Source organism: Marinitoga sp. 1135, assembly GCF_013363245.1.
GTDB classification, from domain to species: domain Bacteria; phylum Thermotogota; class Thermotogae; order Petrotogales; family Petrotogaceae; genus Marinitoga; species Marinitoga piezophila.
This window is the reverse complement of record NZ_LBEZ01000003.1, coordinates 431644-456931: the sequence shown is the minus strand read 5'-3', so window position 1 is coordinate 456931 and position 25288 is coordinate 431644. Positions and strand designations below refer to the sequence as shown.

At 30.0% G+C, this 25288-nt stretch carries 22 protein-coding genes; 18 read left to right on the top strand and 4 right to left on the bottom strand.

Annotation, left to right across the window (positions count from 1 at the left end; genetic code table 11):
* Positions 1-5: 5 nt before the first annotated feature.
* The 4 genes from XO10_RS03565 to XO10_RS03550 all read left to right on the top strand — a co-directional run bounded on the left by XO10_RS03565 (position 6) and on the right by XO10_RS03550 (position 4831).
* A complete protein-coding gene (locus XO10_RS03565; protein ID WP_014296208.1) occupies positions 6-1097 on the top strand; it encodes a BMP family protein in 1092 nt (363 codons plus the stop codon).
* 190 nt (positions 1098-1287) lie between these two features.
* The gene (locus tag XO10_RS03560; RefSeq protein WP_050899175.1) at positions 1288-2826 is read left to right on the top strand and encodes an ABC transporter ATP-binding protein; all 1539 of its coding nucleotides are present in this window, start codon (positions 1288-1290) and stop codon (positions 2824-2826) included.
* A 23-nt stretch (positions 2827-2849) separates the two neighbouring features.
* The gene (locus XO10_RS03555) at positions 2850-3884 is read left to right on the top strand and encodes an ABC transporter permease (RefSeq protein ID WP_041638808.1); all 1035 of its coding nucleotides are present in this window, start codon (positions 2850-2852) and stop codon (positions 3882-3884) included.
* Entirely contained in the window at positions 3881-4831 is a 951-nt protein-coding gene (locus tag XO10_RS03550) for an ABC transporter permease (RefSeq protein WP_014296205.1), read from the top strand. The genes XO10_RS03555 and XO10_RS03550 overlap by 4 nt, the downstream gene beginning before the upstream one ends.
* A 52-nt stretch (positions 4832-4883) precedes the next feature.
* Here the strand turns inward: XO10_RS03550 and XO10_RS03545 are convergent, their stop codons facing one another.
* Complete coding sequence (locus XO10_RS03545; protein WP_014296204.1) at positions 4884-6017, bottom strand: amidohydrolase; 1134 nt, start codon at positions 6015-6017, stop codon at positions 4884-4886.
* Positions 6018-6239: 222 nt separating this feature from the next.
* Between XO10_RS03545 and XO10_RS03540 the strand changes: the two genes are divergently transcribed.
* The 7 genes from XO10_RS03540 to XO10_RS03510 all read left to right on the top strand — a co-directional run bounded on the left by XO10_RS03540 (position 6240) and on the right by XO10_RS03510 (position 12922).
* Positions 6240-8111: a ribonucleoside triphosphate reductase gene (locus XO10_RS03540; protein WP_175421124.1), complete on the top strand. Its 1872-nt coding sequence runs from the start codon at positions 6240-6242 to the stop codon at positions 8109-8111.
* 4 nt (positions 8112-8115) lie between these two features.
* On the top strand, positions 8116-8760 hold the full coding sequence (locus XO10_RS03535; protein ID WP_075780390.1) for an anaerobic ribonucleoside-triphosphate reductase activating protein: 645 nt from the start codon (positions 8116-8118) through the stop codon (positions 8758-8760).
* Between the two features lie 68 nt (positions 8761-8828).
* The gene (locus XO10_RS03530) at positions 8829-9749 is read left to right on the top strand and encodes a diacylglycerol kinase family protein (protein ID WP_014296201.1); all 921 of its coding nucleotides are present in this window, start codon (positions 8829-8831) and stop codon (positions 9747-9749) included.
* 22 nt (positions 9750-9771) lie between these two features.
* On the top strand, positions 9772-10440 hold the full coding sequence (locus XO10_RS03525) for a DUF554 domain-containing protein (protein ID WP_014296200.1): 669 nt from the start codon (positions 9772-9774) through the stop codon (positions 10438-10440).
* 10 nt (positions 10441-10450) lie between these two features.
* On the top strand, positions 10451-11080 hold the full coding sequence (locus tag XO10_RS03520) for an N-glycosylase/DNA lyase (protein ID WP_041638477.1): 630 nt from the start codon (positions 10451-10453) through the stop codon (positions 11078-11080).
* Positions 11081-11102: 22 nt separating this feature from the next.
* Positions 11103-11993 (top strand): diguanylate cyclase, encoded by an 891-nt coding sequence (locus XO10_RS03515; RefSeq protein ID WP_175421123.1) that lies wholly within the window; start codon positions 11103-11105, stop codon positions 11991-11993.
* A 26-nt stretch (positions 11994-12019) separates the two neighbouring features.
* Positions 12020-12922: an MBL fold metallo-hydrolase gene (locus XO10_RS03510; RefSeq protein WP_075780388.1), complete on the top strand. Its 903-nt coding sequence runs from the start codon at positions 12020-12022 to the stop codon at positions 12920-12922.
* A gap of 34 nt (positions 12923-12956) precedes the next feature.
* On the opposite strand, the gene XO10_RS03505 is transcribed toward XO10_RS03510, so the two are convergent.
* The gene (locus tag XO10_RS03505) at positions 12957-13604 is read right to left on the bottom strand and encodes a 4Fe-4S binding protein (RefSeq protein ID WP_014296196.1); all 648 of its coding nucleotides are present in this window, start codon (positions 13602-13604) and stop codon (positions 12957-12959) included.
* Between the two features lie 230 nt (positions 13605-13834).
* On the opposite strand from XO10_RS03505, the gene XO10_RS03500 reads away from it, so the two are divergent.
* From XO10_RS03500 to XO10_RS03470, 7 genes are all read left to right on the top strand, one after another.
* A complete protein-coding gene (locus XO10_RS03500; protein WP_014296195.1) occupies positions 13835-15028 on the top strand; it encodes an FprA family A-type flavoprotein in 1194 nt (397 codons plus the stop codon).
* A gap of 153 nt (positions 15029-15181) precedes the next feature.
* Positions 15182-15886 carry a hypothetical protein gene (locus tag XO10_RS03495; RefSeq protein WP_175421122.1) on the top strand — a complete coding sequence of 235 codons (705 nt, stop codon included), beginning with the start codon at positions 15182-15184 and terminating at the stop codon, positions 15884-15886.
* Between the two features lie 483 nt (positions 15887-16369).
* Complete coding sequence (locus tag XO10_RS03490; protein WP_014296193.1) at positions 16370-18583, top strand: AAA family ATPase; 2214 nt, start codon at positions 16370-16372, stop codon at positions 18581-18583.
* 56 nt (positions 18584-18639) lie between these two features.
* Positions 18640-18972: a hypothetical protein gene (locus XO10_RS03485; RefSeq protein WP_014296192.1), complete on the top strand. Its 333-nt coding sequence runs from the start codon at positions 18640-18642 to the stop codon at positions 18970-18972.
* 93 nt (positions 18973-19065) lie between these two features.
* On the top strand, positions 19066-19764 hold the full coding sequence (locus XO10_RS03480; protein ID WP_014296191.1) for a metal ABC transporter solute-binding protein, Zn/Mn family: 699 nt from the start codon (positions 19066-19068) through the stop codon (positions 19762-19764).
* 54 nt (positions 19765-19818) lie between these two features.
* Positions 19819-21021: an NAD(P)/FAD-dependent oxidoreductase gene (locus tag XO10_RS03475; protein WP_014296190.1), complete on the top strand. Its 1203-nt coding sequence runs from the start codon at positions 19819-19821 to the stop codon at positions 21019-21021.
* Between the two features lie 5 nt (positions 21022-21026).
* Positions 21027-23096 (top strand): metallophosphoesterase, encoded by a 2070-nt coding sequence (locus XO10_RS03470; protein ID WP_014296189.1) that lies wholly within the window; start codon positions 21027-21029, stop codon positions 23094-23096.
* 115 nt (positions 23097-23211) lie between these two features.
* On the opposite strand, the gene arcC is transcribed toward XO10_RS03470, so the two are convergent.
* Entirely contained in the window at positions 23212-24153 is a 942-nt protein-coding gene (arcC, locus tag XO10_RS03465) for a carbamate kinase (protein WP_014296188.1), read from the bottom strand.
* Between the two features lie 24 nt (positions 24154-24177).
* Entirely contained in the window at positions 24178-25158 is a 981-nt protein-coding gene (gene argF, locus XO10_RS03460; RefSeq protein WP_175418163.1) for an ornithine carbamoyltransferase, read from the bottom strand.
* Positions 25159-25288: the final 130 nt, after the last annotated feature.

Sequence of the window (25288 nt, the reverse complement as noted above, 5' to 3'; positions counted from 1 at the left end):
GGTATATGAAGAAAGCAGTTCTTTTCTTATTGGTATTGGCATTTGTAGTTTCTTCATTTGCATTTAAGGTTATTATGGTAACAGACGTTGGGGGATTAGGTGACAAGTCATTTAATGATGGTGCTTGGGCAGGAGTTTTAAGAGCAAGAGATAAATACGGAATTGATGTTCAGGTAATTCAGTCAAAGGAACAGAGTGACTATGTAGATAACCTTTCAAACGCTGCAAAAGAAGCAGATGTTGTTATTGCTGTAGGATTTATGATGAGTAATGCATTATTTGACGTTGCTCCACAATACCCAGCAACAAAGTTCATAGGTATTGATATTGCTCCACCAGAAGGAGGAAATGTTCCAAAGAACATTCAATTATACTTATTTAAAGAACAGGAATCAGCATTCTTTGTAGGTTACTTAGCAGCTGCTATGACAAAAACAGGAAAAGTAGGATTTATTGGTGGTATCGCTATTCCACCAGTTGAAAGATTTAGATATGGTTATGTAGCAGGTGTTAAAGCATACAACGATATTTATGGAGAAAATGTAGAAGTTATTGTTGGTTATACAGATTCATTTACAGATGCTGCAAAAGGTAAATCAATGGCATTAGCACAATTTGACCAGGGTGCAGATATCATCTTCGCAGCAGCAGGTGCTTGTGGAAATGGTGTTATTGATGCTGCAAAAGAAAAATCATTAAAAGTATACGGTTTAGATGCAAATGCTGATTTAGCAAAAATTGTTGATGCTTACTATGAAAAAGGCGAAGGATACTTTGCAATTGGTGTTGACTCAGACCAGGATTACATGGCACCAGGTTATGTTTTAGCAAGTGCTTTAAAGAGAGTTGACAATGCATCATATTATGGTGTAAGAGATGCATACAGAAACAGATTTAAAGGTGGATTAGAAGTATTAGGTGCACAGGAAGATGGTGTTGGATTATCACCAATGAAATACACAAAAGGTATGGTTCCTTCAAGAATCTTAGCAGAAGTTGAATACTTAAATTATGCAATTAAAACAGGTATGTTAGTAGTTCCTGATAATGAAAATGATTTAAACAACTTCACAACAGATATCGAATTTCCATTTTAATTGAATTTTATTGATAGTAATACAGGGGGCGGGTTATTCCCGCCTCATTTATAAATTTAATTGTTAATACTTTATGAATATTGTGAGATATTCATAAAGTATTAACAATAACTAATAGCAGCTTGTTCAGGAGGTGTAAAAGTTGAGTATAGATCTTTCTTCTATTAATAAAAAGGAATACGCTGTAATAATGAAAGATATTGTTAAGCGTTTCCCTAAAGTTCTCGCAAACGATCATGTTAATTTTTTAGTGAAAAAGGGAGAGGTTCATTCTATAATCGGTGAAAACGGTGCAGGAAAATCAACATTGATGAACCAGCTTTATGGACTTTATACACCAACATCCGGAGATATTTATATTTTTGGTGAAAAAAAGGTGTTTAAAGGTCCAGGTGATGCCATAAAAGCTGGTATTGGTATGGTTCACCAGCATTTTATGCTTGTGGATACATTAACAGTTGCAGAAAATATAGTTCTTGGTTCTGAACCAAAAAGAGGAATGACATTTGATTTAAAAAAGGCCAGAAAGGAAGTTAAAGAACTTTCAGAAAAATACGGTTTGTTTGTAGATGTTGATGCAAAAATCGAGGATATACCAGTAGGTATGCAACAGAGAGTTGAGATTTTAAAAACCATTTATAGAGGTGCTGAAATCTTAATTCTTGATGAACCTACAGCAGTTTTGACTCCACAGGAAACAAAAGAATTATTTGAAATTATCAATAAACTTCGTGAAGATGGAAAAACAATTATTTTTATTTCTCATAAATTACACGAAGTTATGGAAATTAGTGATAATATTACTGTTATGAGATTGGGTAAAGTTACAGGGCATGTTGCAGCTAAAGATACAAATGCAAGAGAACTTGCTAATATGATGGTTGGTAGAGAAGTTGTTTTAAGAGTAGAAAAATCTGAAAAGGAACCTGGAGACACCATTGTTGAAGTTGAAGATTTATGGATAAAGGATAATAGAGGTTTAGATGCAGTTAGAGGTGTATCATTTAAAATAAGAAAAGGTGAAGTTCTTGGAGTTGCTGGTGTTGCAGGTAATGGTCAAACAGAGCTTGTAGAAGCTTTAACAGGGCTTAGAAAAATAGAAAATGGAAAATACTTATATAAAGGTGAGGAGGTTTCAAAGAAAACCGTTAGAGAATTAAGAGAAAGAAATATTGGTCATATTCCAGAAGATAGATTTAAATATGCTATGGTTAAGGAATTTCCAAATTATTACAATATGATTCTTGGGAAGCATTATAAAGAACCATTTGCAAAGAATGGATTTTTAAACCATGATGTAATTTATAAGAATGCAGATATTCTTGTAAAAAGATTTGACGTAAGGCCACCAGATAGAACAATACCAACAGGAAATCTTTCAGGAGGTAATCAGCAAAAGGTTGTTATTGCAAGAGAGGTTAGCTTTAATCCGGAATTTATAGTTATTGCTCAACCTACAAGAGGTCTTGATGTTGGAGCTATTGAATATGTTCATAAAGAAATCTTGAATCTCAGAGAAAAAGATGTTGCTGTATTACTTGTTTCAATGGAACTTGAAGAAGTATTATCTCTTTCTGATAGAATAATTGTTATGTATGAAGGAGAAATAATGGGTGAAGTTAAACCAGATGAGGTAACAATAGAAGAAATAGGGTTAATGATGGCTGGTCATAAATTAGAAGATATAAAGCTTGAAGAAAAGCTGTCACATGGAGGGGATTCAAATTGAAAAATAAAATCTCTAAAAATGCAATGAGTATTCTCGTTCCAGTAGTATCTGTTATAATTGCGTTATTTATAGCAGCAATTGTTATTTTATTAATAGGTAAAAATCCTATAAGTGCATATTGGGTTATGTTGAAAGGGGCATTTGGAGATAAGGCAGCATGGGCAGCAAATATCTCAAAAATGATGTCGCTTGTATTAACAGGTCTTGCTGTAGGATTTGGTTTTAAAGCAGGTATATTTAATATAGGTGCTGAAGGACAAATGATGATGGGAGCTATAACGGCTACTTTTGTTGGAATAAATTTAGGTAATGTTTCACCTGTATTTGCTATTCCGATAACAATGCTTGCAGGAATTTTAGGTGGCGCATTCTGGGCATCAATAGCGGGTTACTTAAAGGCAGCAACAGGTGCACATGAAGTTATTACAACAATAATGCTTAACTGGATAGCTGTGTATTTAACAAATTACTTTGTTGTTGGTCCTTTAGCTGTTGGTCAGGGAGTTCCAAAGTCACCTGAAATTGCTCAAAGTGCTCAACTTCCACCTTTAATGACAGTTCAGGCGAATACATTACCATCAGGTATAATTATTTCAATAGTAATGGCATTTCTGGTTTATATATTACTTGAAAAAACAACAACAGGTTATGAAGTAAAAGCGGTAGGTTATAATCTTTATGCAGCAGAAGCAGGAGCAATTTCTTTAAAGAAAAATATAGTGTTAACAATGGCTATTAGTGGTGCTTTAGCAGGATTAGCAGGTGCTTTGGAAGTAATGGCTATTCATCATAGGATTTTTGCTGATTTCAGCGGTGGTAAAGGTTTTGATGGTATATCAATTGCATTGATTGGTCAGAATAATCCAATTGGAATCATCTTTGCAGCATTCCTTATATCTTCATTAAGAACAGGTTCAAATGCCATGCAATTTGCAAGGGTTCCAGATGATATAGTTACAATAATTCAAGGTATTATTATATTCTTTGTTGCAGCAGATAGAATTGTTAGAACATGGATTTTGAAATTTTCATCCCCAAAAGGTGGTGAATCTAAATGAATGTATTTGAAGCTATAATTGCAAGTTTAACAAGTCCGGTATTTTATAAATTGATGTTAATGAGTGCAACTCCTTTAATATTTGCAGCTTTAGGTGGTGTTTTTAGTGAAGTTACCGGTGTTACAAATATTGCTCTTGAAGGTATTATGAAATTAGGAGCATTTACAGCTGTTGTTTTTACATTTTACACAGGTAACCCATGGATAGGATTAGCAGGAGCTTTAATTGCTGGAGTTCTATTTTCATGGCTTCATGCATATGTTTCAATTAGATGGAGTGCAGATCAGATTGTTAGTGCTACAGCTTTAATCCTTATTGCTACAGGTTTAACAGCATTTTTAATGGAACCAATATTTGGACATTCAGGACAAACAGACTTTGTTGCAAAGATTCCAAAAGTAAAATTTGAAGCTATACAAAATGTACCTTTTATCGGTGAAATATTCGATGAAATGAGTATTTTTGTATATCTCGCATTTATAGCAGTTGCTTTAAGCTGGTTCTTAATTTATAAAACACCTTTGGGATTAAGAATGAGAGCAGTTGGTGAAAATCCAAAAGCAGCAGATACATTGGGTGTAAATGTATTTGGAATTAGATATTTTGGTGTTTTAATGAGTGGATTGTTAGCTGCATTTGGTGGAGCATATTTAAGTATAGGTGAATTAGGACAATTCCAGGAAAATATGCCAAGTGGTAAAGGGTTTATTGCATTAGCAGCTATGATTCTTGGTAACTGGAATCCTGTTGGTGCAATGTGGGCAGCGTTGCTTTTCGGAGCTTCTGATGCTTTAAATATTCAATTGCAATCTATTCTTGATATACCACCAGAAATGAAAGCTTTACTTAATTTATTACCATTCTTGGTAACAATAATTGTTGTTAGCGGATTTGTTGGAAAGACAAGACCACCAGCAGCAGATGGTATCCCATACGAAAAGGAATAATTTTAATATAATAAAAGCGGAATCCAGATTTGGATTCCGCTTTTATTATTGGTTATAATACTTTTTTTCCTTCAATATAAACACTTTCAGCTTTAGCTCTAATATCAAATGGATGATAATTCCAGATTGCAATATCGGCATCTTTTCCAGGTTCTAATGAACCAACTCTATCATCGATTTTTAAAATTTTTGCACCATTTATGGTAAGCATTTTTAATAAATCCTCTTCTTTAGCTCCGTATCTCATCCCGAGAGCAGCCTGAACATTCGCATGTTCTAAATGCAATACAGGATGATCACACATTAAACCTGCTAAAATACCTTTTTCATTTACTATTCTTAATAAGTCGAAAGACATATCTTTTAATTCTAATTTTGTTCTAAAGCCAAATAATGGTCCTACAACAAGAGGAATATTCTTTTCTTTTATATAATCTGCTATCTTATATGCTTCAGTTGCATGTTCAATTACCACGTCAAATCCAAATTCTTCAGATAATCTAATAGCTGTTAATATATCATCAGCCCTATGAGCGTGAATTCTTGCAGGAATTTCTCTTTTTAACACTTTTTCACCAATTTCCATCTTTAAATCATATTCATTAAAATCTTCTTTTTCTTTCTTTTTCATATAGTTTTTAACTTTTAAAAAGAATTCCCTTATTACAGCAACGCTTCCAAGTCTTGTTGCTGGCATTTTGTTTTGATTTCCATAAACTCTTTTAGGATTTTCCCCCATTGCCATTTTTAATCCTGCAGGTTCTTTTACTATCATTTCATCTACTATATTTGATCTAAACTTTAAAATTGCTCCCTGTCCTCCGATTGGATTTGCACTTCCAGGTAAAACCATTACTGTAGTTACACCGCCTTCTAAAGCCCTTTTAATAGCAGCATCTTCTGGATAGAAAGCGTCAATTACCCTTACCTGTGCGGTGTTTGGATCTGTCATTTCATTTCCGTCCTGATATGACATTCCCACACCTTCCTCGAATACACCAATATGTGAATGAGCATCTACAAATCCTGGAAACAAAAATTTTCCAGAAACATCTACAATTTCATCTGCTTTTTCATCTATTTTTTCTGCAATTTTTTTGATTTTTCCATTTTCAACAAGTAAATCACCTTTAAGTGGTTTTGAAGTAATAGGATAGATAGTTGCACCTTTAAATAAAATCTTCATAAAAATCCCTCCTGTTTGAATAAGATATTTATATTGATTATATCATATTTTAATTCGTAAAGCAAATTAATTTCTTACAAAAAATTAACATTCACACCTAATATATATCTATATTGATTTTGAATTTTTTCTACCCGAATTATCGGAAATGCATACATATTGTATTTTAACATATAATATGATACAATATATCGTGCTATAGAGAAAAATGGAGGTGGGGAAATGAATTTGATTTATGATTATCTTGAAAACAGGGATTGGAAGGTTAGGGAAAATTCCAATATGCAGTATTCGCTTCAAGGATTGAATAATCATATACATCAGGAAATAACAAAGGAATTCTGGCTTAATGAAGTATATGATAAATACAACAAAAAAATTAGTGAGTATCATAAAAGGGGATTTATGCATATACATGATTTAGGTGCTTTATCCGCATATTGTGTTGGATGGGATTTGGAAGACTTATTGAGGCGAGGATTTAATGGGGTTCCTGGCAAAGTTGCATCAGGGCCAGCAAGACATTTTAGAACAGCATTGGGACAGATAGTTAATTTTTTATATACAATGCAGGGTGAAGCTGCTGGAGCAGTCGCCTTCTCGAATTTTGATACCTTATTGGCACCATTTATAAAATACGATAATCTTTCATATGAACAGGTAAAACAGGCAATGCAGGAATTTATATTTAACATGAATGTGCCTACAAGGGTTGGATTTCAATCTCCATTTAGCAATATAACAATGGATTTAACAGTTCCTTCTACTCATAAGGATAAACATGTAATTATTGGTGGAAAGGAAAGAGAAGAAACATATAGCGAGTTCCAGATTGAAATGGATATGATAAATAAAGCTTTTATAGAGGTAATGCTTGAGGGAGATTATGATGGAAGACCATTTTCATTTCCTATTCCAACATATAATATCACAAAGGATTTTAATTGGGATAGTGAAGTTGCAACAATGATAATGACAATGACAATGAAATATGGAACGCCATATTTCGCCAATTATATTAATTCCGACATGAATCCAGAAGATGCACGTTCAATGTGCTGTAGGTTAAAACTTGATAATAGACAGGTAATTAACCATATGAAAGAATTGTCTTTTGGATTTGTTAATGCCGATAAAGATGAAAAAGAAGAAACAGAGGTTAAAAGAAGAGGAGGATTATTTGGTTCTAATCCATTAACAGGTTCTATAGGTGTTGTTACTGTAAACATGCCAAGGTTGATGTATTTGTCTAACGGAAATAAAGAAAAATTTTATTCATTACTTGATGATGTAATGAATATAGCAAAGGAAAGTCTGGAAATAAAGAGGCAATATGTTGAAGAATGGACGAAACAGGGATTGTATCCATATACAAAGGTTTATCTTGATAATGTATATCAATTGACAGGTCAATATTGGGCAAATCACTTTTCCACAATAGGGTTTGTTGGTATGCATGAAGGATTGCTTAATTTTGGAATAGAAGATGGCATAGTAAATCCAGAAGGAAAGAAATTTGCTGAAGAGATAATGAATTACATGCTTGATAGATTAAATGAATTTAATAAAGAGACAGGTAATTTGTATAATCTTGAAGCTTCACCAGCTGAAGGAACAACATATAGACTTGCAAAAATAGATTTAAATGAATTTAAGGATATAAAACATGCCGGAACTGAAGAAAATCCATATTATACAAATTCTGTGCATCCTCCTGTGAATTATTTTGAAGATCCATTTGACTTACTTGAACATCAGGAAGGGTTGCAAAACAAGTGGACTGGCGGGACGGTAATACATATATTTGTTGGGGAAAAAATTACAGATGGCGAAGCATTGAAGGAATTTATAAGGATAGCTTTTGAAAACCATTCATTGCCATATATGAGTATTACGCCAACATTTTCAATATGTCCTGATCACGGATATATTGCAGGAGAACATTTTGAATGTCCATATTGTGGAAAGAAAACAGAGGTATATTCACGTGTAGTGGGATATTATAGACCAGTGCAAAATTGGAATGACGGTAAACAACAGGAATATATGGAAAGAATACAGTTCAGATTGAATAAAGAGATTATCAGGGGATGATAAAATGATTATTGCCGGTATTAGAACGTTTAGTTTTGTGGATTATCCGGGAAAGATTTCAGCTGTTTTATATACAGGTGGTTGCAATTTCAGATGTTCATGGTGCCATAATTGGAAAATAGCATATGCCGATGATTATAAAAAATTAAACGGGGAAGAAGTATTAAATAAATTAAAGGGTTTGAGAAAAAGATTAAACGCAATATGTATTACAGGTGGTGAGCCTACAATACATAAGGATTTGCCAGATTTAATACGTAAAATAAAAAATCTTGGATATAGTGTTAAATTGGATACTAATGGGACCAATCCAGAAATGTTAAGAGAACTTGTAGAAAGTAATTTAATTGATTATGTGGCAATGGATATAAAAGCAGATTTTAAGAATTATACAAAGTTAATTAGCAGGAATTATTCATTTGAAAAAGAAATAAAAGAAAGTATAGATATTTTAAGAAATTTAAATATAAATTATGAATTCAGGATGACATATGTTCCTGGTTTATCGAAGGAAGAAGATGTTGAATTTTTTGAAGAATTTTTATTACCAGATGAAAAAGGATATATAACAATAGCCAATTCAACAGAGATATTTGAAATAAATAAAAAAGGAATAGATCTTAATGTAAAAAAATTAATTTTAAGGTAATCCGTTGTGGGTTACCTTATTTTTTTATGATATAATATAATGTGAATAAAATTTCGTAGGAGGAAAATATGAAGAAATATTATATAATAGTAAATCCACATTCTTCTGGCGGAAAAGCAAAAGAAAAATGGAAAGTAATTGAAAAAAAATTAAAAGAATTAAAGATAGATTTTGAGAAAGTTTTTACCAGTAGAAGAATGCATGCATATTCTTTAACAATTGAAGCAATAAAAGATGGATATAAACGCTTTTTAATAGTAGGTGGAGATGGGACGGTAAATGAAGTTGTTAACGGTTTTTTTTCTCAAGAATTTGAAAAAACAGAAAATTTATTAATAGGTTTAATTCCAACGGGAACTGGAAATGATTGGGGGAAAACAGTAGGAATTCCAGTGGATATATATGAAGCAATAGATGTTTTAAAACATGAAAAGGTATATACGCAGGATGTTGGGTTTGTAAAATATTATAATGATGAAAAGGAAGAAAAAAGATTTTTTGTGAATATTGCCGGCATGTTTTTTGATGCTGAAGTTACCAGAAGAACCAATAATTCTAAGGATAAAAATAAAAGTTCTTCCTTTTCATATCTTTTAAATTTATTATCTTCTTTATTTAAATATACATCGCAAAATGCAATTATTTCATATGAAAATAAAAGTTTAAATAAAAAGATTTTTTCAATGGCGGTTGGTATATGTAAATATAGTGGCGGGGGAATGAAAATGGTTCCAGAAGCAATTCCGGATGACGGTAAGTTAGATGTAACAATAGTAAATGATTTACCAAAATGGGTAGTCGTTCAAAAAATTAAAAAATTATTTGATGGAAGTTTTATAAAGGAACCATGGGTGGATTATTTTAGAACGGAAAAATTATCAATAAATTCTCAGGAAAAAATATATCTTGAAGTTGATGGCGAAAGTCTGGGGCATTCGCCATTTGAATTTGGTATTATAAAGAAAGCATTAAATGTTTTGGTAAAATAAAAAAGATAGGGGTGGAAATGTTATGATACCAACATTGGTAAATGCTATAGCCGTTGTTATAGGAAGCTTAATTGGATTATTCGCAAAAAAGAATATTCCTGATAGATTAAAGACTATTCTCTTTTATGGTGTTGGTTTGACTACTCTTGGAATTGGTATTAAAATGACAATGGAAGTAAATAATTTTCTTATAGTGTTGGGTTCAATGGCAATAGGAGGGTTAATAGGCGAAATTTTAGATATAGAAGGTTGGTTGAAAAGAATAGGAGATTCCATGCATGAAGGAGATTTTTCAACTGGATTTGTAATGTCCTCTATATTATTTTTAGTTGGACCTTTAACAATTATAGGTTCTATAACAGCAGGCTTAACTGGAGATGGAACGTTAATCTATACCAAATCTTTATTAGACGGAATCTCGTCAATGGTATTGGCATCAATTTATGGTTTAGGGGTTATGATTTCTGCCGGCTCTGTTTTAGTAGTTCAGGGAAGTATAGTGTTATTAGCCTCTACTTTATCTTTTTTAACAAATGAAATATATTTAAATGATCTTGTAGCAGTTGGTGGATTAATGGTATTAGGGCTTGGATTTAAAATATTGGAAATAAAAGATGCCAGAATAGGTAATTTTTTACCGGCATTAATTGTTTCGCCAATTCTTGTGTGGATTGTAACCTTATTTAAATGAGTGAGGTGTAATAATGAAATTAGTTGAGGATATTAAAAATATATATGATGAAGCAAAACCACTTGTGGAAAAACGATGGAGTGAATTTGTTGAACTTGGGAAAAATGGAAGTGAAGAAGAATTATTTTCTGAATTATGTTTTTGTATTCTTACAGCCAATTGGAGCGCCAAAGGAGGTATAAAAGCTCAAAAAGAAATAGGAATAAATGGTTTTATAGAACTTCCTCTTGATGAATTGGAATTAGCTTTAAGAAAGGTTGGACATAGATTTCCAAGAGCGAGGGCCCAATATATTGTTTCTAATAGATGGATTATTGGAAAGATAAAACCTTTGTTTTTCCTTCCTTATTATCATTTTAGAGAATTTATAGTTAATAATATAAAAGGAATAGGTTGGAAGGAAGCAAGTCATTTTTTAAGAAATATTGGGTATGGAGATGTTGCTATTTTAGATAAGCATATTATGAGATTAATGCTTGAAAATCAATTAATTGATGAAATTCCAAAAGGTGGATGGACTAAGAAAAGATATCTGGAATACGAAAAACGCTTAAAGGTTTTAGAAGAATATTTTAACGAACCAATAGGGAAATTAGATCTATATTTATGGTATCTTGTAAAAAAGGATGTAGATAAATAAACGAGAGGTAGGGGGATTAACCATGAATATTCTCGTTGTAGAAGATTCAAAGCTTGAAAGACTTTATTTAAAGGATTTCTTCTTTAATAAATTTAATTATAATGTGTTGGTGGCATCAGACGGATACGAGGCACTGGAAATACATAATAACCAGAATATCGATTTAATGGTGCTGGATTTAATTATGCCAGGCATTAGCGGGTTTGAAGTGTGTGAAGAAATAAGGAAAAAAGAAAATAATTCAGATCATTATACATATATAATCATGCTAACAGGAAGAACCGATAAAGAAGATATAATAAAAGGACTGGAAATAGGTGCAGATGATTATGTAATTAAACCTTTTGATGAAAATGAATTAAGAGTACGTATTTCTGTTGGTGAGAGAATAGTATCAATGTATAAAAAAATATTGGAATTAAATAAAAAACTTGAATATGAATCTACTCATGATGATTTAACAAAAATCTATAATAGAAAAGAGATTTATTCCAGATTGAAAAACGAATTATCAAATAATCCAATTATTGCAATTCTTGATCTCGATTTTTTTAAAAAAATAAATGATACATATGGACATTTAGCCGGTAATTATGTATTAAGTGAATTTGCGAAAATTGTAAAAGAGATTGTAGGTGATTTTGGAGAATTTGGAAGATTTGGTGGAGAAGAGTTTTTAATATTTTTTAAAGGAAATATTTTAGAATCACAGGCTCTTGAAATATTGGAAAAAATTAGAAATATAATATATATGTATGATTTTAACTTTGAAGGACAATCAATAAAAGTTACTGTAAGTATAGGAGCAACCAGAAATAATGGTCAATATAACATAGATCAGATTCTTGCAATTGCAGATGATAATTTATATGAAGCTAAAAAAGAAGGAAGAAATAGAATTATATATAAATAATTCTATATATAAGAAAGGTGGGAATTATGGAATTTCATAAAATAACGGAAAATGTATATTACATTAGCGATACAACAAATATTGGTGTAATAAGGATAAACGATAATAATGATGTGTTAATTGTAGATAGTGGTAGTGATGATTCAAAAGGAAGACGAATAGTAAAAATATTAAAGGAAAATGGTTTTCAGGTAAAATACATTATTAATACACATATGCACGCGGATCACATAGGTGGTAATCACTTTATACAAAAGCACAATCCAGAAGTAAGAATAATTTCAACAAGAGCTGAAATGAGCATAATAGAAAATCCAATATTTTTGCCTTATTTTCTCTATTCGGGAGCATATCCTGTAAGAGATTTAAGAAATAAATTCTTATTGGCAAAACCATCTAAAATAACGGATATTATTGGAATGGATGATAATACTGTGAAAGTAGAAGATGCTGAAATAGGAATAATTCGTCTTGATGGTCATACGGAATTTCAAAAGGGAATAGTTTATGAAGATGTATTATTCTGTGGAGATGCATTAATTTCAGAAGAATTATTGGAAAAACATAAAATACCCGTTAATGTAAATATAGAAAATGCAAAAAAAACATTATTAAAACTGAAAGAAACAAATTATAAATATTATCTTCCGGCTCATGGAACTTTAATAGAAGATATAAAATCATTAGCAGAGAAAAATTATGAAAGAATAAAAGAAATAGAAAATAAAATCCTTGAATTTGTGGATACAGAAAAGAGCACAGAAAAAATAGTATCTTACTTATTATATAGTTATGATTTAAATATAACAAATGCAACATTATATTATTTATATAATACTACAATAATGGGGTATCTTGGACATTTAAGAGATAATAAAAAAATAGACTTAATAGTAAAAAATAATACAGTTTACTGGAAAATAAAATAGCTACGGTTAAACCGTAGCTATTTTATTTATTGCATTATTGTTTAAAACTTTTAAGAGAAATAGCATTAACAGGACAAACAGATTGACATTGAAAACACATTAAACATTCTCTTGCTTCTATTTTCCTTTTTTTACTATCAAGGGTTATAATTGTATTTGTTGGACAAACCTGCTGACACAATCCACAGCCAATACATTTTTCTTCATCGATTTTCAATTTTGTGAAGGATTTTTGGGATAAGAAGCTAAGCATTGTTCCATAAGGACAGAGGTGTTTATGCCATAATTCTTCTTCAAAGAATAAAGTAATTAATGTAGCTGTCCCTATAATATACAATAAAATATTTACTTTGATTTTAAGCATTTTTGTAACCGCAAAAGCGCCTATAAACAATGCTAACATAAAATACCTTACAATCTTTGATTTTAAAAATGCAGGAGCTTTAAAACGTTTAATTTTAAGTTTTTTAAATATAAAATCTATAGGTTTAAATACAGTATTTATAGGACATACCCACCCACAATAAAAGCGGCCAAAAAATGGAGAAATTAATAAACCAGCTACAAATACAAACATCCATTTTACAAGCTTATGATTCTTTAAAAGCATAAAAAATAATATAAAAAACGCAATTTGTGAAATATACATCAAAATAATTGTTAAACTAAGCTTTTTTTTCATAAAAAACGCTCCTTTCTGCATATTATAAATTTTCCTATATATATTATATATGTTCACATATATATAAATGTGTGATTAAAATCACGGTTAGAATGAATATAATCAGATATTTTTTGTCTAAATTAAAACATAAAATTAACGATTACTTATACACAACTATCTTAAATATATGATATAATTTCTATAGAATATGTTTAAATTTAAAATCAATTCAATTAGGAGGGGTTATTATGGATACAATTCTAAAAATAACAGATGGAATTTATTATGTAGGTGTAAATGATAGAGACACACATTTATTTGAAAATATGTGGCCATTGCCAAAAGGTGTAACTTATAACTCATATATAATAAAAGATGAAAAAAATGTATTAATTGATACTGTAAAAATTTCAAAGGTAAATGCATTTATTGAAAAGATTTATGATATTCTTGATGGTGGAAAACTTGATTATCTTGTTATTAATCATATGGAGCCTGACCATTCAGGAGCAATTGAAACAATAATGCATGAATTTCCTGAAATGAAAATAGTTGGTAACAAAAAAACATTTGAATTTTTAAAGGCATTATATGATATTGAAGATAATCTATATGAAATTAAAGATGGAGATGAAATAGATTTAGGAAAACATAAATTGAAATTCTTTTTAACTCCTATGGTACACTGGCCAGAAACAATGATGACATATGAAATAACAGATAAAATAATATTTACAGGTGACGCATTTGGAGGTTTTGGTTCACTTGATGGTGGGGTATTTGATGATGAAGTTGATATTGAATATTATGAAAATGAAATAAGAAGATATTATTCTAATATAGTTGGAAAATTTGGTCCAATGGTTCAAAGAGCAATGAAAAAGGTTGGAGGACTTGATATTGAAATAGTTGCGCCAACACATGGTCCTGTATGGAGAAGTAACCCTGGCCGAATATTGGAATTATACGACAAATGGAGTAAATATGAAACAGAAGAAGGTGTTGTAATAGTATATGGAACTATGTATGGAAATACAGAAAAAATGGCAGACTATATTGCACGTTGCCTTGCTGATGAAGGAATTAAAAATATCAGAGTTATGAATTCGTCAAATACTCATGAATCATATATTATAAATGAAATATGGAGATTTAAAGGTGTAATCTTAGGAACAAATACATATAATAATGATATCTTTCCACCAATGGAAAAGGTAATTATAAATTTAGCCCATAAAGGTATTAAAAACAGGGTATTTGGAGTATTTGGAACATATGGATGGAGTGGCGGTGGAGTAAAAGGTATTGTAGAATATATTAATAAAAACAAATGGGAAATGGTTGCAGATCCAGTTGAAGTCCAATTTTCAGCTAAAGAAGAAAGTTATGAAAAATTAAGAGAATTGGCTAAAGCAATGGCAAAAAGAATAAAAGAAAATTGAATAAGTTGAATTTAAATCCTCTGCATTTTTTGCAGAGGATTTTTTTTAAGTTTTTTCTAAGTAAGTTCTAAGTTTTCTTTAAGGTTTATAAGGTATTATAATGGTGTCGAAAATAAATAAAATAAAGAACCAAAATTATGGAGGTGAATTACTATGAAAAAGTTTTTAACAACATTATTGATTGGCGGATTGATGGCAGGTTCAATCTTTGCATTTGGAGGTGCAGCATTGCCAGGAGCATATCAACCACTAAATGCTCCAGTTTATCAACGTTACCAGCAGGTGAAAGGTGGATATTGGCTTAATGATGAAAATCTTATTGAAGTAAAAGGAACAGTTGAAAGTATTTCAACAGAAGAAGATTTTCCAGGAATATTGTTTGTAACTGTAAAAACAGAAGATGGAAATAGCTACATAGTACATGTAAATGCAAGATATGCTGTAGATCTAAAAGAAGGTGACAGTGTAGAATTAAAAGGTTGGATTACAGAATTTAAAGATGAAAAAATATTCAGACCTGTTGAAGCAAAGGTAAATGGAGAAGAAGTATATAATAGAAATCAGTTTTTCAGAAGAACTGCTGTAAGACCAAATGTTAGACCATATGCAGGAAAACCATTTGGATATAATACAATGCCAAATAAACCGATAAGAAGACCATATAATAATAATTTTAGAAGACCTGGTAGCAGAATACCTATGAATTATTATGGAAGAACACCTATGGGTGCATGGGAAAGACCCATGATGAATTATAATTATCCAGGTTCAGGATATTACAATGAAATACCAGGATATACACCAAAATACCCTCACGATGATTGGAACTATTATGGACCAAGAGCTCCAAGATGGTGAAGGAAGTCCCGGGAAACCGGGACTTTTTTATGTTATAATTAAGATAGTTGGATTTTACGATTATAAAAATAGATATATATGATGTCCAATAATTAAAAAAAGCGAAAACTCGCAGATTGCATGAGGCAAAATTACAAACGATTGAAAAAAATAAAAGTGAATGAATACTCGCAGAGCACCCGAAAAAAACTGCGAATGAAGTGGGACAAAAAAACAGGATGTTTTTTTGAGCGAAGCTTCCCCAGGGATGGGGAATCTGAGCGCCCCAGCGTATATGAGCAGTTTTTGAGGATTAGTGCTCAAGTCGTATGAATGAACTTTTATTTTTTTCAATCTACAACGAAAATGACGAACATGGACGTGAGTCTGCAGCGACCGGTGAGAATGAGCTATTTTTGAAGATTTGCAATCAAGGTTTGAGCGTTTTTAATTATTGGACAACCTAATAGATATACTAAAAAAATATAAAAACAGGTGATAATAATGTTTATAGATTTTTTATATGATTTTGACTTAACAAAAGACCAGAGTTTTGTTGCAGAAGAATTGGATAAATTTTTATATAATCAAAAGGATTTTCTTATTGTTCAGGGAAGTGCCGGAACAGGTAAGACATTTTTAATCTCTCAATTTGCACGATATTTAAAAAGAAAGAATAAAGATTTTGTTTTTTTGGCGCCAACTGGAAGGGCTGCTGATATATTATCGAATAAATCAGGCTTTCAATCATATACTATTCATAGTGTTATATATGATTTTAGTCATGAAAGAATTAATTTTGAAGAAGATATATTTCAGGTGTTTTTTAATTTAAAGGAAGATTGGAAAGAAGATATGATTTTTATAGTAGATGAAAGTTCTATGATTTCTGATTCAAAAGGAATAGATGATGGGCATTTAGTTTTTGGAAGCGGAAAATTATTAACAGACTTAATATCTTATGTGTTTAATTACGGTTCAAATAACAAAATTATTTTTTTAGGTGATGAAAATCAACTACCTCCAGTCAATTCATCATTTTCTCCAGCTTTAAATAGAGTATATTTAGAAAAACAATTTAATTTGAAAGGAAATAAGGTATTCCTTGAAGATGTTGTTAGGCAGGAAAAAGAGAGTGGAATTTTAAAGAATTCAAATATATTAAAGGAAAAAATAAAAAGAAAAAACTATTATTTTTTAGATTTTGTATTTGAAAATGACTTTCTTAGAGAAGATAATATAATAGAAAATTATATGGAAAATAATGGAAATTTAAAGGATAAAATTATCTTATGTTCAACTAATAAAATAGCGCTTGAATATAATAAAATAATTAGAAAAAAATTGGGATATTTCAGAGATATTGAAATTGGTGATATTCTATTAAATACAAAGAATTCAAAATTTTTTGGCAAGGTTTTTAATGGCGAGTTTTTTGAAGTTGTTAAGATATATGATTATATTTCTGAGAATGTGGAGATAAAGAATAAATTTGTGATACCAATTGAATTGTATAAGCTTTCTCTAAAAAAAATAAACTCAAAAGAAAAAACATATGATGTCTGGATTTTAGGAAATGCATTAAAAGCAAAAGAATTAAGCGTTGATAATTTAACGTATTATGCATTATATAAATATATATTGGGTGATGATGTAAAGAATATTAATTTTGATATCATTGAAAAATTGAAAAGCAATCCTTACTTTAATGCCCTGCATATGAAGTATGGATATGCTGTTACAGTTCATAAAGCTCAGGGAGGAGAATGGGATACAGTATATGTAGATTGCCGCTATTATAATAATTATAAAACTGAAGAATACTTTAGATGGTTATATACTTCAATAACGCGTTCAAAAAAGAAGGTATATTTAAAGAATATCCCTGCATTTAGAAGTGGATACTGGAATAAAATAAAGGTTTTAACGGATTATAAAATTTCGAAAAATATAAAAATTGAATATACTTTATATTTTAAAGACGAAGGAACAAAGCATATATACGAAGAATTTAGAAATATGATATCAAATGAGGGATTTCAGATAATTGGGGTAAAACATTTTCAATATCAGGAAGTCTATTATTTAAAAAAGGAAAATGACTTTTTAATTGTTCAATTATATTACAACAAAAAATATGAAGCAACCACTTTGAAAATAATTGAAAGCACCAATGAAAATGTTGCAAATGAATTTCTTAATTTGTTCAATAAAGGTGAAATACAAATAAAAGAGATAAATAACGAAATTAAAAGTAACAATAAATGTATTAAAGCATATGTTGATGGAAGTTATGATAATAAAATTAAAAGATATGGTTCAGGAATTGTGATTATAGACGATAATAACATAGGTGAATATTATTGTTATGGTGAAAATGAAGAATTATTAAAATATAGAAATATTTCCGGAGAGATTATAGCAACATTAATAGCTCTGGAATATGCTAAACAAAATCATGTTGAATGTATGGAAATATATTATGATTATTCCGGGATTGAAAATTGGGCTTTGGGATATTGGAAGACAAATAATTATTTAACAAAAAGATATAAGGAATTATTTGATAAATATATAAATGATTATACTTTAAAAGTTATATTTAGGAAGGTTAAAGCACATAGCGGGAACAACTATAATGAAATTGCTGATAAACTTGCAAAAAAAGCACTATTTGAAAGAAAATGCAACGTTGAAAAGTTTTTTGTAAATGTTTAGCAATGGAAAAGTATTTAAATTCTATTATAATTAAAAAAAATAAGTGGAGTGATTTTATGTTTTTTGATGATTTTGAAATTTTTGATGATTTTGATGATTTTGAGGAAGTATTTGACAAAATGCAGCATACAGAAGTATGTCCCCCCTGTGTACAATGTGGATACTGTTGTAAACACACACCATGTTTTTATGGAGAGTGGGATGAAGAAAAACAACAATGCAAATTTTTAACAGAAGATAATAAATGTAGTAAATATGATGAAATTGTAAAATACGAAGAAAGTATAAATGCAGAGGTTAGAATGTTTGGTTCTGGTTGCTGTTTAAATTATCTTAATCCAGATAGAATAGCGAAAATAAGAAAAATTAATAATCATAAGTCTGAATAATCCCTCTATAAAGAGGGATTATTTAGTTTCTTTATTTTGAGGTTTTATGATATAATAAAATTCTGTGGATAGAAAATTTATGGAGGTTTGTATATGAAGAAAATTCTGTTTTTATTTATTGTTTCAGTAAACATTATAATTTATGGATTAAACATAGTTACATCGATAAAACCACTCGAATTAATTACAAAAGAACTGGCTCCTGATTCAACTATTACCAGTTTATTTAAAACCAATTCTGATTTTTCTAAAAAATATAGTATAACAGATAATGTTGATCTCGTAATACTTTTAAATGATGAAATAAAAACGCCTGAAAATATTCAAAAAGTGGTATTATCAGAAGGTGTATTATTTTATCCATATAATGAAAACCCTTTTTTATGGACAGATCCATTATATTCTGTTGTAATTGCGTATAAGATAGAAAAGAAATTAGAAAAAATAGATCCGGAAAATGCGATGAATTATAGAAATAACCTTCTTGAAATGACACAGAAATTAATATCGATGTCAGATAATTTTGCCAAAATAGTCGATAAAAAACAATTGAAGGTTATAGATCTTAACGGATTGTTGATACATTTCTACAAGAGATATAAAATTCAATATGAAACTCCTAAGGAAGATTATATAATAACCGCTTCAGATACACTGGTGACAAATGTTGATTACCATAATTTAAATTTAAAAGCATTGCCTAATTTAAAGATAAAAATAGATGTATTTGCAACGAATTACTCCACATTAATTGATTTTTATGAATCAATATTTAAAGAATTTGAAAAATAAAAATTGGACAGTCAAATGACTGTCCAATTTTTAAAAATATGGAGGTAATTATAAATGGAAATATATGATGTAATCATTATTGGAGCAGGACCCGCTGGATTATTTGCAGGAATAAATTTAAAAAATAAAAAAGTACTTATATTAGAAAAAAAGGATAAACCTGGAAGAAAATTATTAATTTCAGGTGGAGGAAAATGTAATATAACAAATACAGGTAAAATTACAGAATTTATTACACATTACGGTGAGAAAAAGAATTTTGTAAAAAAAGCCATATATGCCTTTTCAAATGATGATTTAATTAATTTTTTTGAAATAAATTTTTATATTGACGATTCTGGAAAGGTATTTCCAGAATCAATGAGAGCAAAAGAAATTTTAAATTATCTTTTAGATGAATATCTTGAAGATAAAAAACATGAAATTATATATAACTCAAAGGTTGAAAAGGTTATTAAATCTGATGAATATTTTAAGGTATATACAGAATCCGGGATATTCAATGCAAAAAATTTAATAGTAGCCACAGGTGGAAAATCCTTCCCAATGACTGGAAGTACGGGAGATGGATATAAAATTGCAAAGAGTTTTGGGCATACAATAATTTCTCCCAGACCAGCGTTAACCCCGATTGAGATAGAGAATTATCCATTTGTAGATCTTGCGGGAATTTCTATTAATGTATGGATAAAAAAAGCAAAAAATAAGATGTATGGCAGTTTATTATTTACTCATAAAGGTTTTTCAGGTCCGGTAGTATTGAATTTTTCCAGATATTTAAATGATGGAGATAAAATTCAGATTTCCTTTGTTGATTTTGATAATGAAGAAAAGTTTCGTAAATATTTTGTTGAAAAATCCAATCAAAATAAAAATATGTTATTATACGATTTTTTGAAAAAAGAGTTTCGTTTTCCCAGAAGATTTATTGCTGTGATGTTTAGAATATTAAATATCGATAAAAATAAAAGATTAAATAATCTCTCTAGACATGAAAGGAATAATGTGATACAATATCTTGTTAATCATGAATTTAAAGTGAAAAAAATAGGTGATTTTAACATTGCAATGGTAACTAAAGGGGGAATTGACACCAGAGAGATTAATTCAAAAAGTATGGAATCAAAATTGGTAGAAAATTTATATTTTATAGGAGAGGTTGTTGATGTTGATGGCTACACAGGAGGATATAACCTGCAATGGGCATTTTCATCAGCATATATTGCAGCTAAGAATATTATTGAAAAGGGAGGCTGAAAAAATTGAGAAAATTAAAGTTTTTAATTATGTTATTGTTAATTATTTCGGTAAGTATATTTGCCAGAGTTAATATTTATGTGATTTCAGATATTAATATCTATGATTTACCGTTTTTCTCAAAAGCAAAAACAGGTGATTATATAATAGCAAATGATTATATATCTGTTGTAATTGGTTCAAAGGATAGAGATGATGGATTGGCTGGAAAGATTATAGAAGCTTATGACAATGAAACAAAAAGAACATTAATAGATGAATATAAGATATTTATTCAAAATAAAATATCCTCTCCATTAAAAATAAAATTATATAAAACAAACAAATATGCAAAAATAGAATTTGAAATGAATGATGGAAATATTCAGGAATACTACCTTGGAGATAATAAAAAGTATATAGAGATAAAAAATTATATATACAATAAATCTTCTAAGAAAATAAAAATAATGTTAAAGGACATAGTCTCTTTTAAAGAATTATTCCCAATAATAATTAAAACAAATGAAAGTGGAAAAAAGGTATTGGAAATTCAGGAAAATTTTATATCTTATAGTATATCTTCGGAAAATACGAAAATATTTAGAACATTATTTACTAAAAATTTCGGAGCAGTTATATATAAGCCAGTATATATAAATCCAGATGAAGAAAAGGTATTTTCAAGAAGATTATATATCAGTAAAAATATAGAAGATACAAGAAAAGAAATTTTAAATGCTGAGGAAACATTTAAAGGAAAAATCATTCCATTTGAGAAGATAAGTACATTAGCAAATTTGCCAGTTGTATTATATGACTCAGATGAAAATATGATTTCATTGACTTATACAAATTCCAAAGGCGAATTTTCATTTAGCAATGTAGAGTCAGGATATTATATTTCCATTCAAAATTCCGGTTTTTCAAATAAAAAGATCAAAATAGAAAATCCTGAAAAATTTCTTGAATTGAAAACGTCCCCAATTTATAATAAAAACATATATATATGGCCAGTTTATTTGACAAATCACACAGAAAATTCTGTAATTCTAAACTGGAAAACTATGATTGCAGCAACGGCAGATATTAAAGTTTATAATCGTGGTGAATTAATAAAAACCATTTATGTGAAAAATCCAATGACAATACAACATGTTCCAATAACAGGATTAGTTCCAGGGGAAAAATATGTTTATGAGGTGAATATTAATAATTATTTTGTACCTGCAAATATAAAAACCGTTGGTGAATTTAAAACAAAATCATTAAATGAAGATAATTTAATCTTTGCAGTTTATGGAGATACCAGAACATATCATGAACTACATAAAATGGTGTGTGATGAAATAGCTAAAGAAAATCCAGAATTTGTAATAAATGTTGGAGATCTTGTTGAAAAAGGAGATTACTTACCTGATTGGGATCATTTCTTTAATGAAATATCTAATCTGGCTGAAAAATCAGTATATTATCCACTATTGGGAAATCATGAGAGAAATTCAACATATTATTATGAAGCATTTTATCTTCCACAAGGCAGTGGAGATTATGATAAAAGATGGTATTCTTTTAAATATGGAAAATTATTATTTGTATTTCTTGATTCAAATGCAATTGGTACAAAGCAACTGGAAGACGCCCAATTAAAATGGTTAAAAGAACTTTTTGAAAAGAATAAAAATACGACAAAGTTGGTGTTTTTCCATCATCCATTCTGGAATAATGCAGTAGATTATTATAGCACTTCAGAAAGACATTTAGAAGAAATATGGAGAACGTTGTTTGAAAAATATGATGTTAAAGCTGTATTTAACGGTCATGTTCACAGTTATGAAAGACATGAAAAGAATGGAATAATATATGTTATTACCGGTGGTGGGGGAGCTCCTTTGGAGGTTGAACATAAAAAAGATATAGAGCCAACAACGGTAAAACTTGATTATGGAGAATATCATTATATAATTGCAAAAGTGGAAAAGGATAAAATTATATTTAAAGTTATTGGTGTTGGCCATATTGTCGATAAACTTAATACTGAAAAAATTACAAAACACCATAAAATTATCGATACTTTTGAAATAAAAATAAAATAAAAAACCGGCAAGCTTTGAGCTTGCCGGATATTGTTTTAAAAGGGCCTGGATTGTGGGGAGAGGGAGAGATTCACAATCCAGACAATGGTTTTAGTTTATATCTCTCGCTTTTTTATTATGGTACAATTTTTGTTCCTGTTTTTCCTTCAAGAGCTTCTTTTAATTTTTCCATATCTGTAATTAATGCAGGTTTTCCTGTGTCCTTTACAAAGGAAATACATGATTCTACTTTTGGTAACATGCTTCCTTTAGCAAAGTGCCCTTCTTCAATATATTTTTCAGCTTCTGCAATTGTTAATGTGTCTAATGCTTTTTGATCAGGTTTGTTGAAGTTAATATATACCTTTTCAACAGCTGTTAAGATAATAAATTCATCAGCTCCTAATTCCTTTGCCAATAATGCAGATGCTCTATCTTTATCAATAACAGCTTCAACACCTTTTAATTCACCATTTTCATCATAAATTACAGGAATTCCTCCACCGCCACCAGCTACAACAATAACATCTTTTTCTATTAATTCTTTTATCGTGTTCTTTTCAACAGCGTCAAGAGGAATTGGTGATGGAACAACTCTTCTCCATCCTCTTCCTGCATCTTCTTTAAAGATCCAGCCTTTTTCTTCCATCATTTTTTTAGCTTCTTCTTCACTATAGAATGGACCAACTGGTTTTGAAGGATTCTGGAATCCAGGATCATTTTTATCTACAACAATTTGAGTAACAACTGCTGCAACATCTCTTTCAACGTTTCTTTCCTTTAATATGTTTTTCAATTCCTGTACAATCATATAACCGAGATATCCCTGTGTCATAGCCCCCAATACATCCATAGGAAATGGTGGGATAGTATCTTTAGCAATATCCTGTTGTAATAACAAATTTCCAACCTGTGGACCATTTCCATGTGTAATTACCAGGTCATAACCCATTTCAATCATGTCTGCCAGATAGGATGCAGTTGTTCTGATGTTTTTAAACATGTTTTCTGCTGTTGGCTTTTCACCAGGTCTGTTAACTGCATTACCTCCTATGGCTACAACTGCGAGTCTTTTCATGTAAATTCCCCCTTTTGCGGTGTTTTATAATGTAGCTACCATAATAGCCTTTATTGTGTGCATTCTGTTTTCTGCCTGATCGAATACCTTTGAATGTCTGCTTCTAAATACTTCATCTGTAACTTCTCTAATATCAAGACCTCTTTCTTTAGCTTCTCTTGCAACCTTTGTTTCAAAATCGTGGAATGAAGGGAGACAGTGTAAGAAAATTACATTTGGATTTTCTGTTCTCTTAATTAAGTCCATGTCAACTCTATATGGAGTTAATAATTCAACTCTTTCAGGCATTTTATCTTCTTCACCCATTGATACCCAAACATCTGTGTAAATTACATCTGCTCCTTTTACTCCATCAAGATCTGAAGTATATTCAATAACAGCTCCTGTTTCTTTTGCTGTTTCTAAAGCTTCATTCATCATTTCATCAGATGGTTTTAAAGCTTCAGGTCCTACTGCTACATAATGCATTCCCATTTTTGCAGAAATTCTCATTAATGTATTTGCAACATTATTTCTTGTATCTCCAATAAATACAACTTTCATTTCATTTAATGGTTTGTGGATGAATTCCATCATTGTCATAACATCTGCCAATCCCTGTGTTGGATGTGCTTCATCAGTTAAACCATTCCATACAGGAACACCTGAATATTTAGCTAAATCTTCAACAACCTTTTGTTCAAATCCTCTGTATTCAATACCATCATACATTCTTCCTAAAACCTTTGCAGTGTCTTCGATAGATTCTTTTTTACCCATTTGACTGTTTGTAAGGAATGTAACGTGTGCTCCTTCGTCTAATGCAGCTACTTCAAAAGCTGTTCTTGTTCTTGTTGATGTTTTATCAAAAATTAAAACAATGTTTTTTCCTTTTAATGTTTCTGTTCTAATACCTGCTCTTTTCTTTGATTTTAAATCAAAAGCTAAATCTAATAAATATTTTATTTCTTCTGGTGTATAATCCTTTAATGATAATAAACTTCTTCCTTTTAAATTTACTGGCATTTTAAATCTCCTCCTTTATGTTTAAAAGTATTTAACCTTTCAGATGTATTATACATCTTGAAGAGATTTTCTCAAAACGAAAAATCTTTTTAAATTTAACCAGTATGAAGAAAATTTCATGATTATAATT

What these genes read in the sequence shown, in the direction of transcription:
- argF (WP_175418163.1), bottom strand. Translation starts at nt 25,158, where the DNA reads ATGCCAGTAAATTTAAAAGGAAGAAGTTTATTATCATTAAAGGATTAT.
- XO10_RS03515 (WP_175421123.1), top strand. Translation starts at nt 11,103, where the DNA reads ATGAATATTCTCGTTGTAGAAGATTCAAAGCTTGAAAGACTTTATTTA.
- XO10_RS03540 (WP_175421124.1), top strand. Translation starts at nt 6,240, where the DNA reads ATGAATTTGATTTATGATTATCTTGAAAACAGGGATTGGAAGGTTAGG.
- XO10_RS03510 (WP_075780388.1), top strand. Translation starts at nt 12,020, where the DNA reads ATGGAATTTCATAAAATAACGGAAAATGTATATTACATTAGCGATACA.
- XO10_RS03555 (WP_041638808.1), top strand. Translation starts at nt 2,850, where the DNA reads ATGAGTATTCTCGTTCCAGTAGTATCTGTTATAATTGCGTTATTTATA.
- XO10_RS03565 (WP_014296208.1), top strand. Translation starts at nt 6, where the DNA reads ATGAAGAAAGCAGTTCTTTTCTTATTGGTATTGGCATTTGTAGTTTCT.
- XO10_RS03560 (WP_050899175.1), top strand. Translation starts at nt 1,288, where the DNA reads ATGAAAGATATTGTTAAGCGTTTCCCTAAAGTTCTCGCAAACGATCAT.
- XO10_RS03495 (WP_175421122.1), top strand. Translation starts at nt 15,182, where the DNA reads ATGAAAAAGTTTTTAACAACATTATTGATTGGCGGATTGATGGCAGGT.
- XO10_RS03490 (WP_014296193.1), top strand. Translation starts at nt 16,370, where the DNA reads ATGTTTATAGATTTTTTATATGATTTTGACTTAACAAAAGACCAGAGT.
- XO10_RS03480 (WP_014296191.1), top strand. Translation starts at nt 19,066, where the DNA reads ATGAAGAAAATTCTGTTTTTATTTATTGTTTCAGTAAACATTATAATT.
- XO10_RS03535 (WP_075780390.1), top strand. Translation starts at nt 8,116, where the DNA reads ATGATTATTGCCGGTATTAGAACGTTTAGTTTTGTGGATTATCCGGGA.
- XO10_RS03525 (WP_014296200.1), top strand. Translation starts at nt 9,772, where the DNA reads ATGATACCAACATTGGTAAATGCTATAGCCGTTGTTATAGGAAGCTTA.
- XO10_RS03475 (WP_014296190.1), top strand. Translation starts at nt 19,819, where the DNA reads ATGGAAATATATGATGTAATCATTATTGGAGCAGGACCCGCTGGATTA.
- arcC (WP_014296188.1), bottom strand. Translation starts at nt 24,153, where the DNA reads ATGAAAAGACTCGCAGTTGTAGCCATAGGAGGTAATGCAGTTAACAGA.
- XO10_RS03550 (WP_014296205.1), top strand. Translation starts at nt 3,881, where the DNA reads ATGAATGTATTTGAAGCTATAATTGCAAGTTTAACAAGTCCGGTATTT.
- XO10_RS03545 (WP_014296204.1), bottom strand. Translation starts at nt 6,017, where the DNA reads ATGAAGATTTTATTTAAAGGTGCAACTATCTATCCTATTACTTCAAAA.
- XO10_RS03485 (WP_014296192.1), top strand. Translation starts at nt 18,640, where the DNA reads ATGTTTTTTGATGATTTTGAAATTTTTGATGATTTTGATGATTTTGAG.
- XO10_RS03500 (WP_014296195.1), top strand. Translation starts at nt 13,835, where the DNA reads ATGGATACAATTCTAAAAATAACAGATGGAATTTATTATGTAGGTGTA.
- XO10_RS03505 (WP_014296196.1), bottom strand. Translation starts at nt 13,604, where the DNA reads ATGAAAAAAAAGCTTAGTTTAACAATTATTTTGATGTATATTTCACAA.
- XO10_RS03530 (WP_014296201.1), top strand. Translation starts at nt 8,829, where the DNA reads ATGAAGAAATATTATATAATAGTAAATCCACATTCTTCTGGCGGAAAA.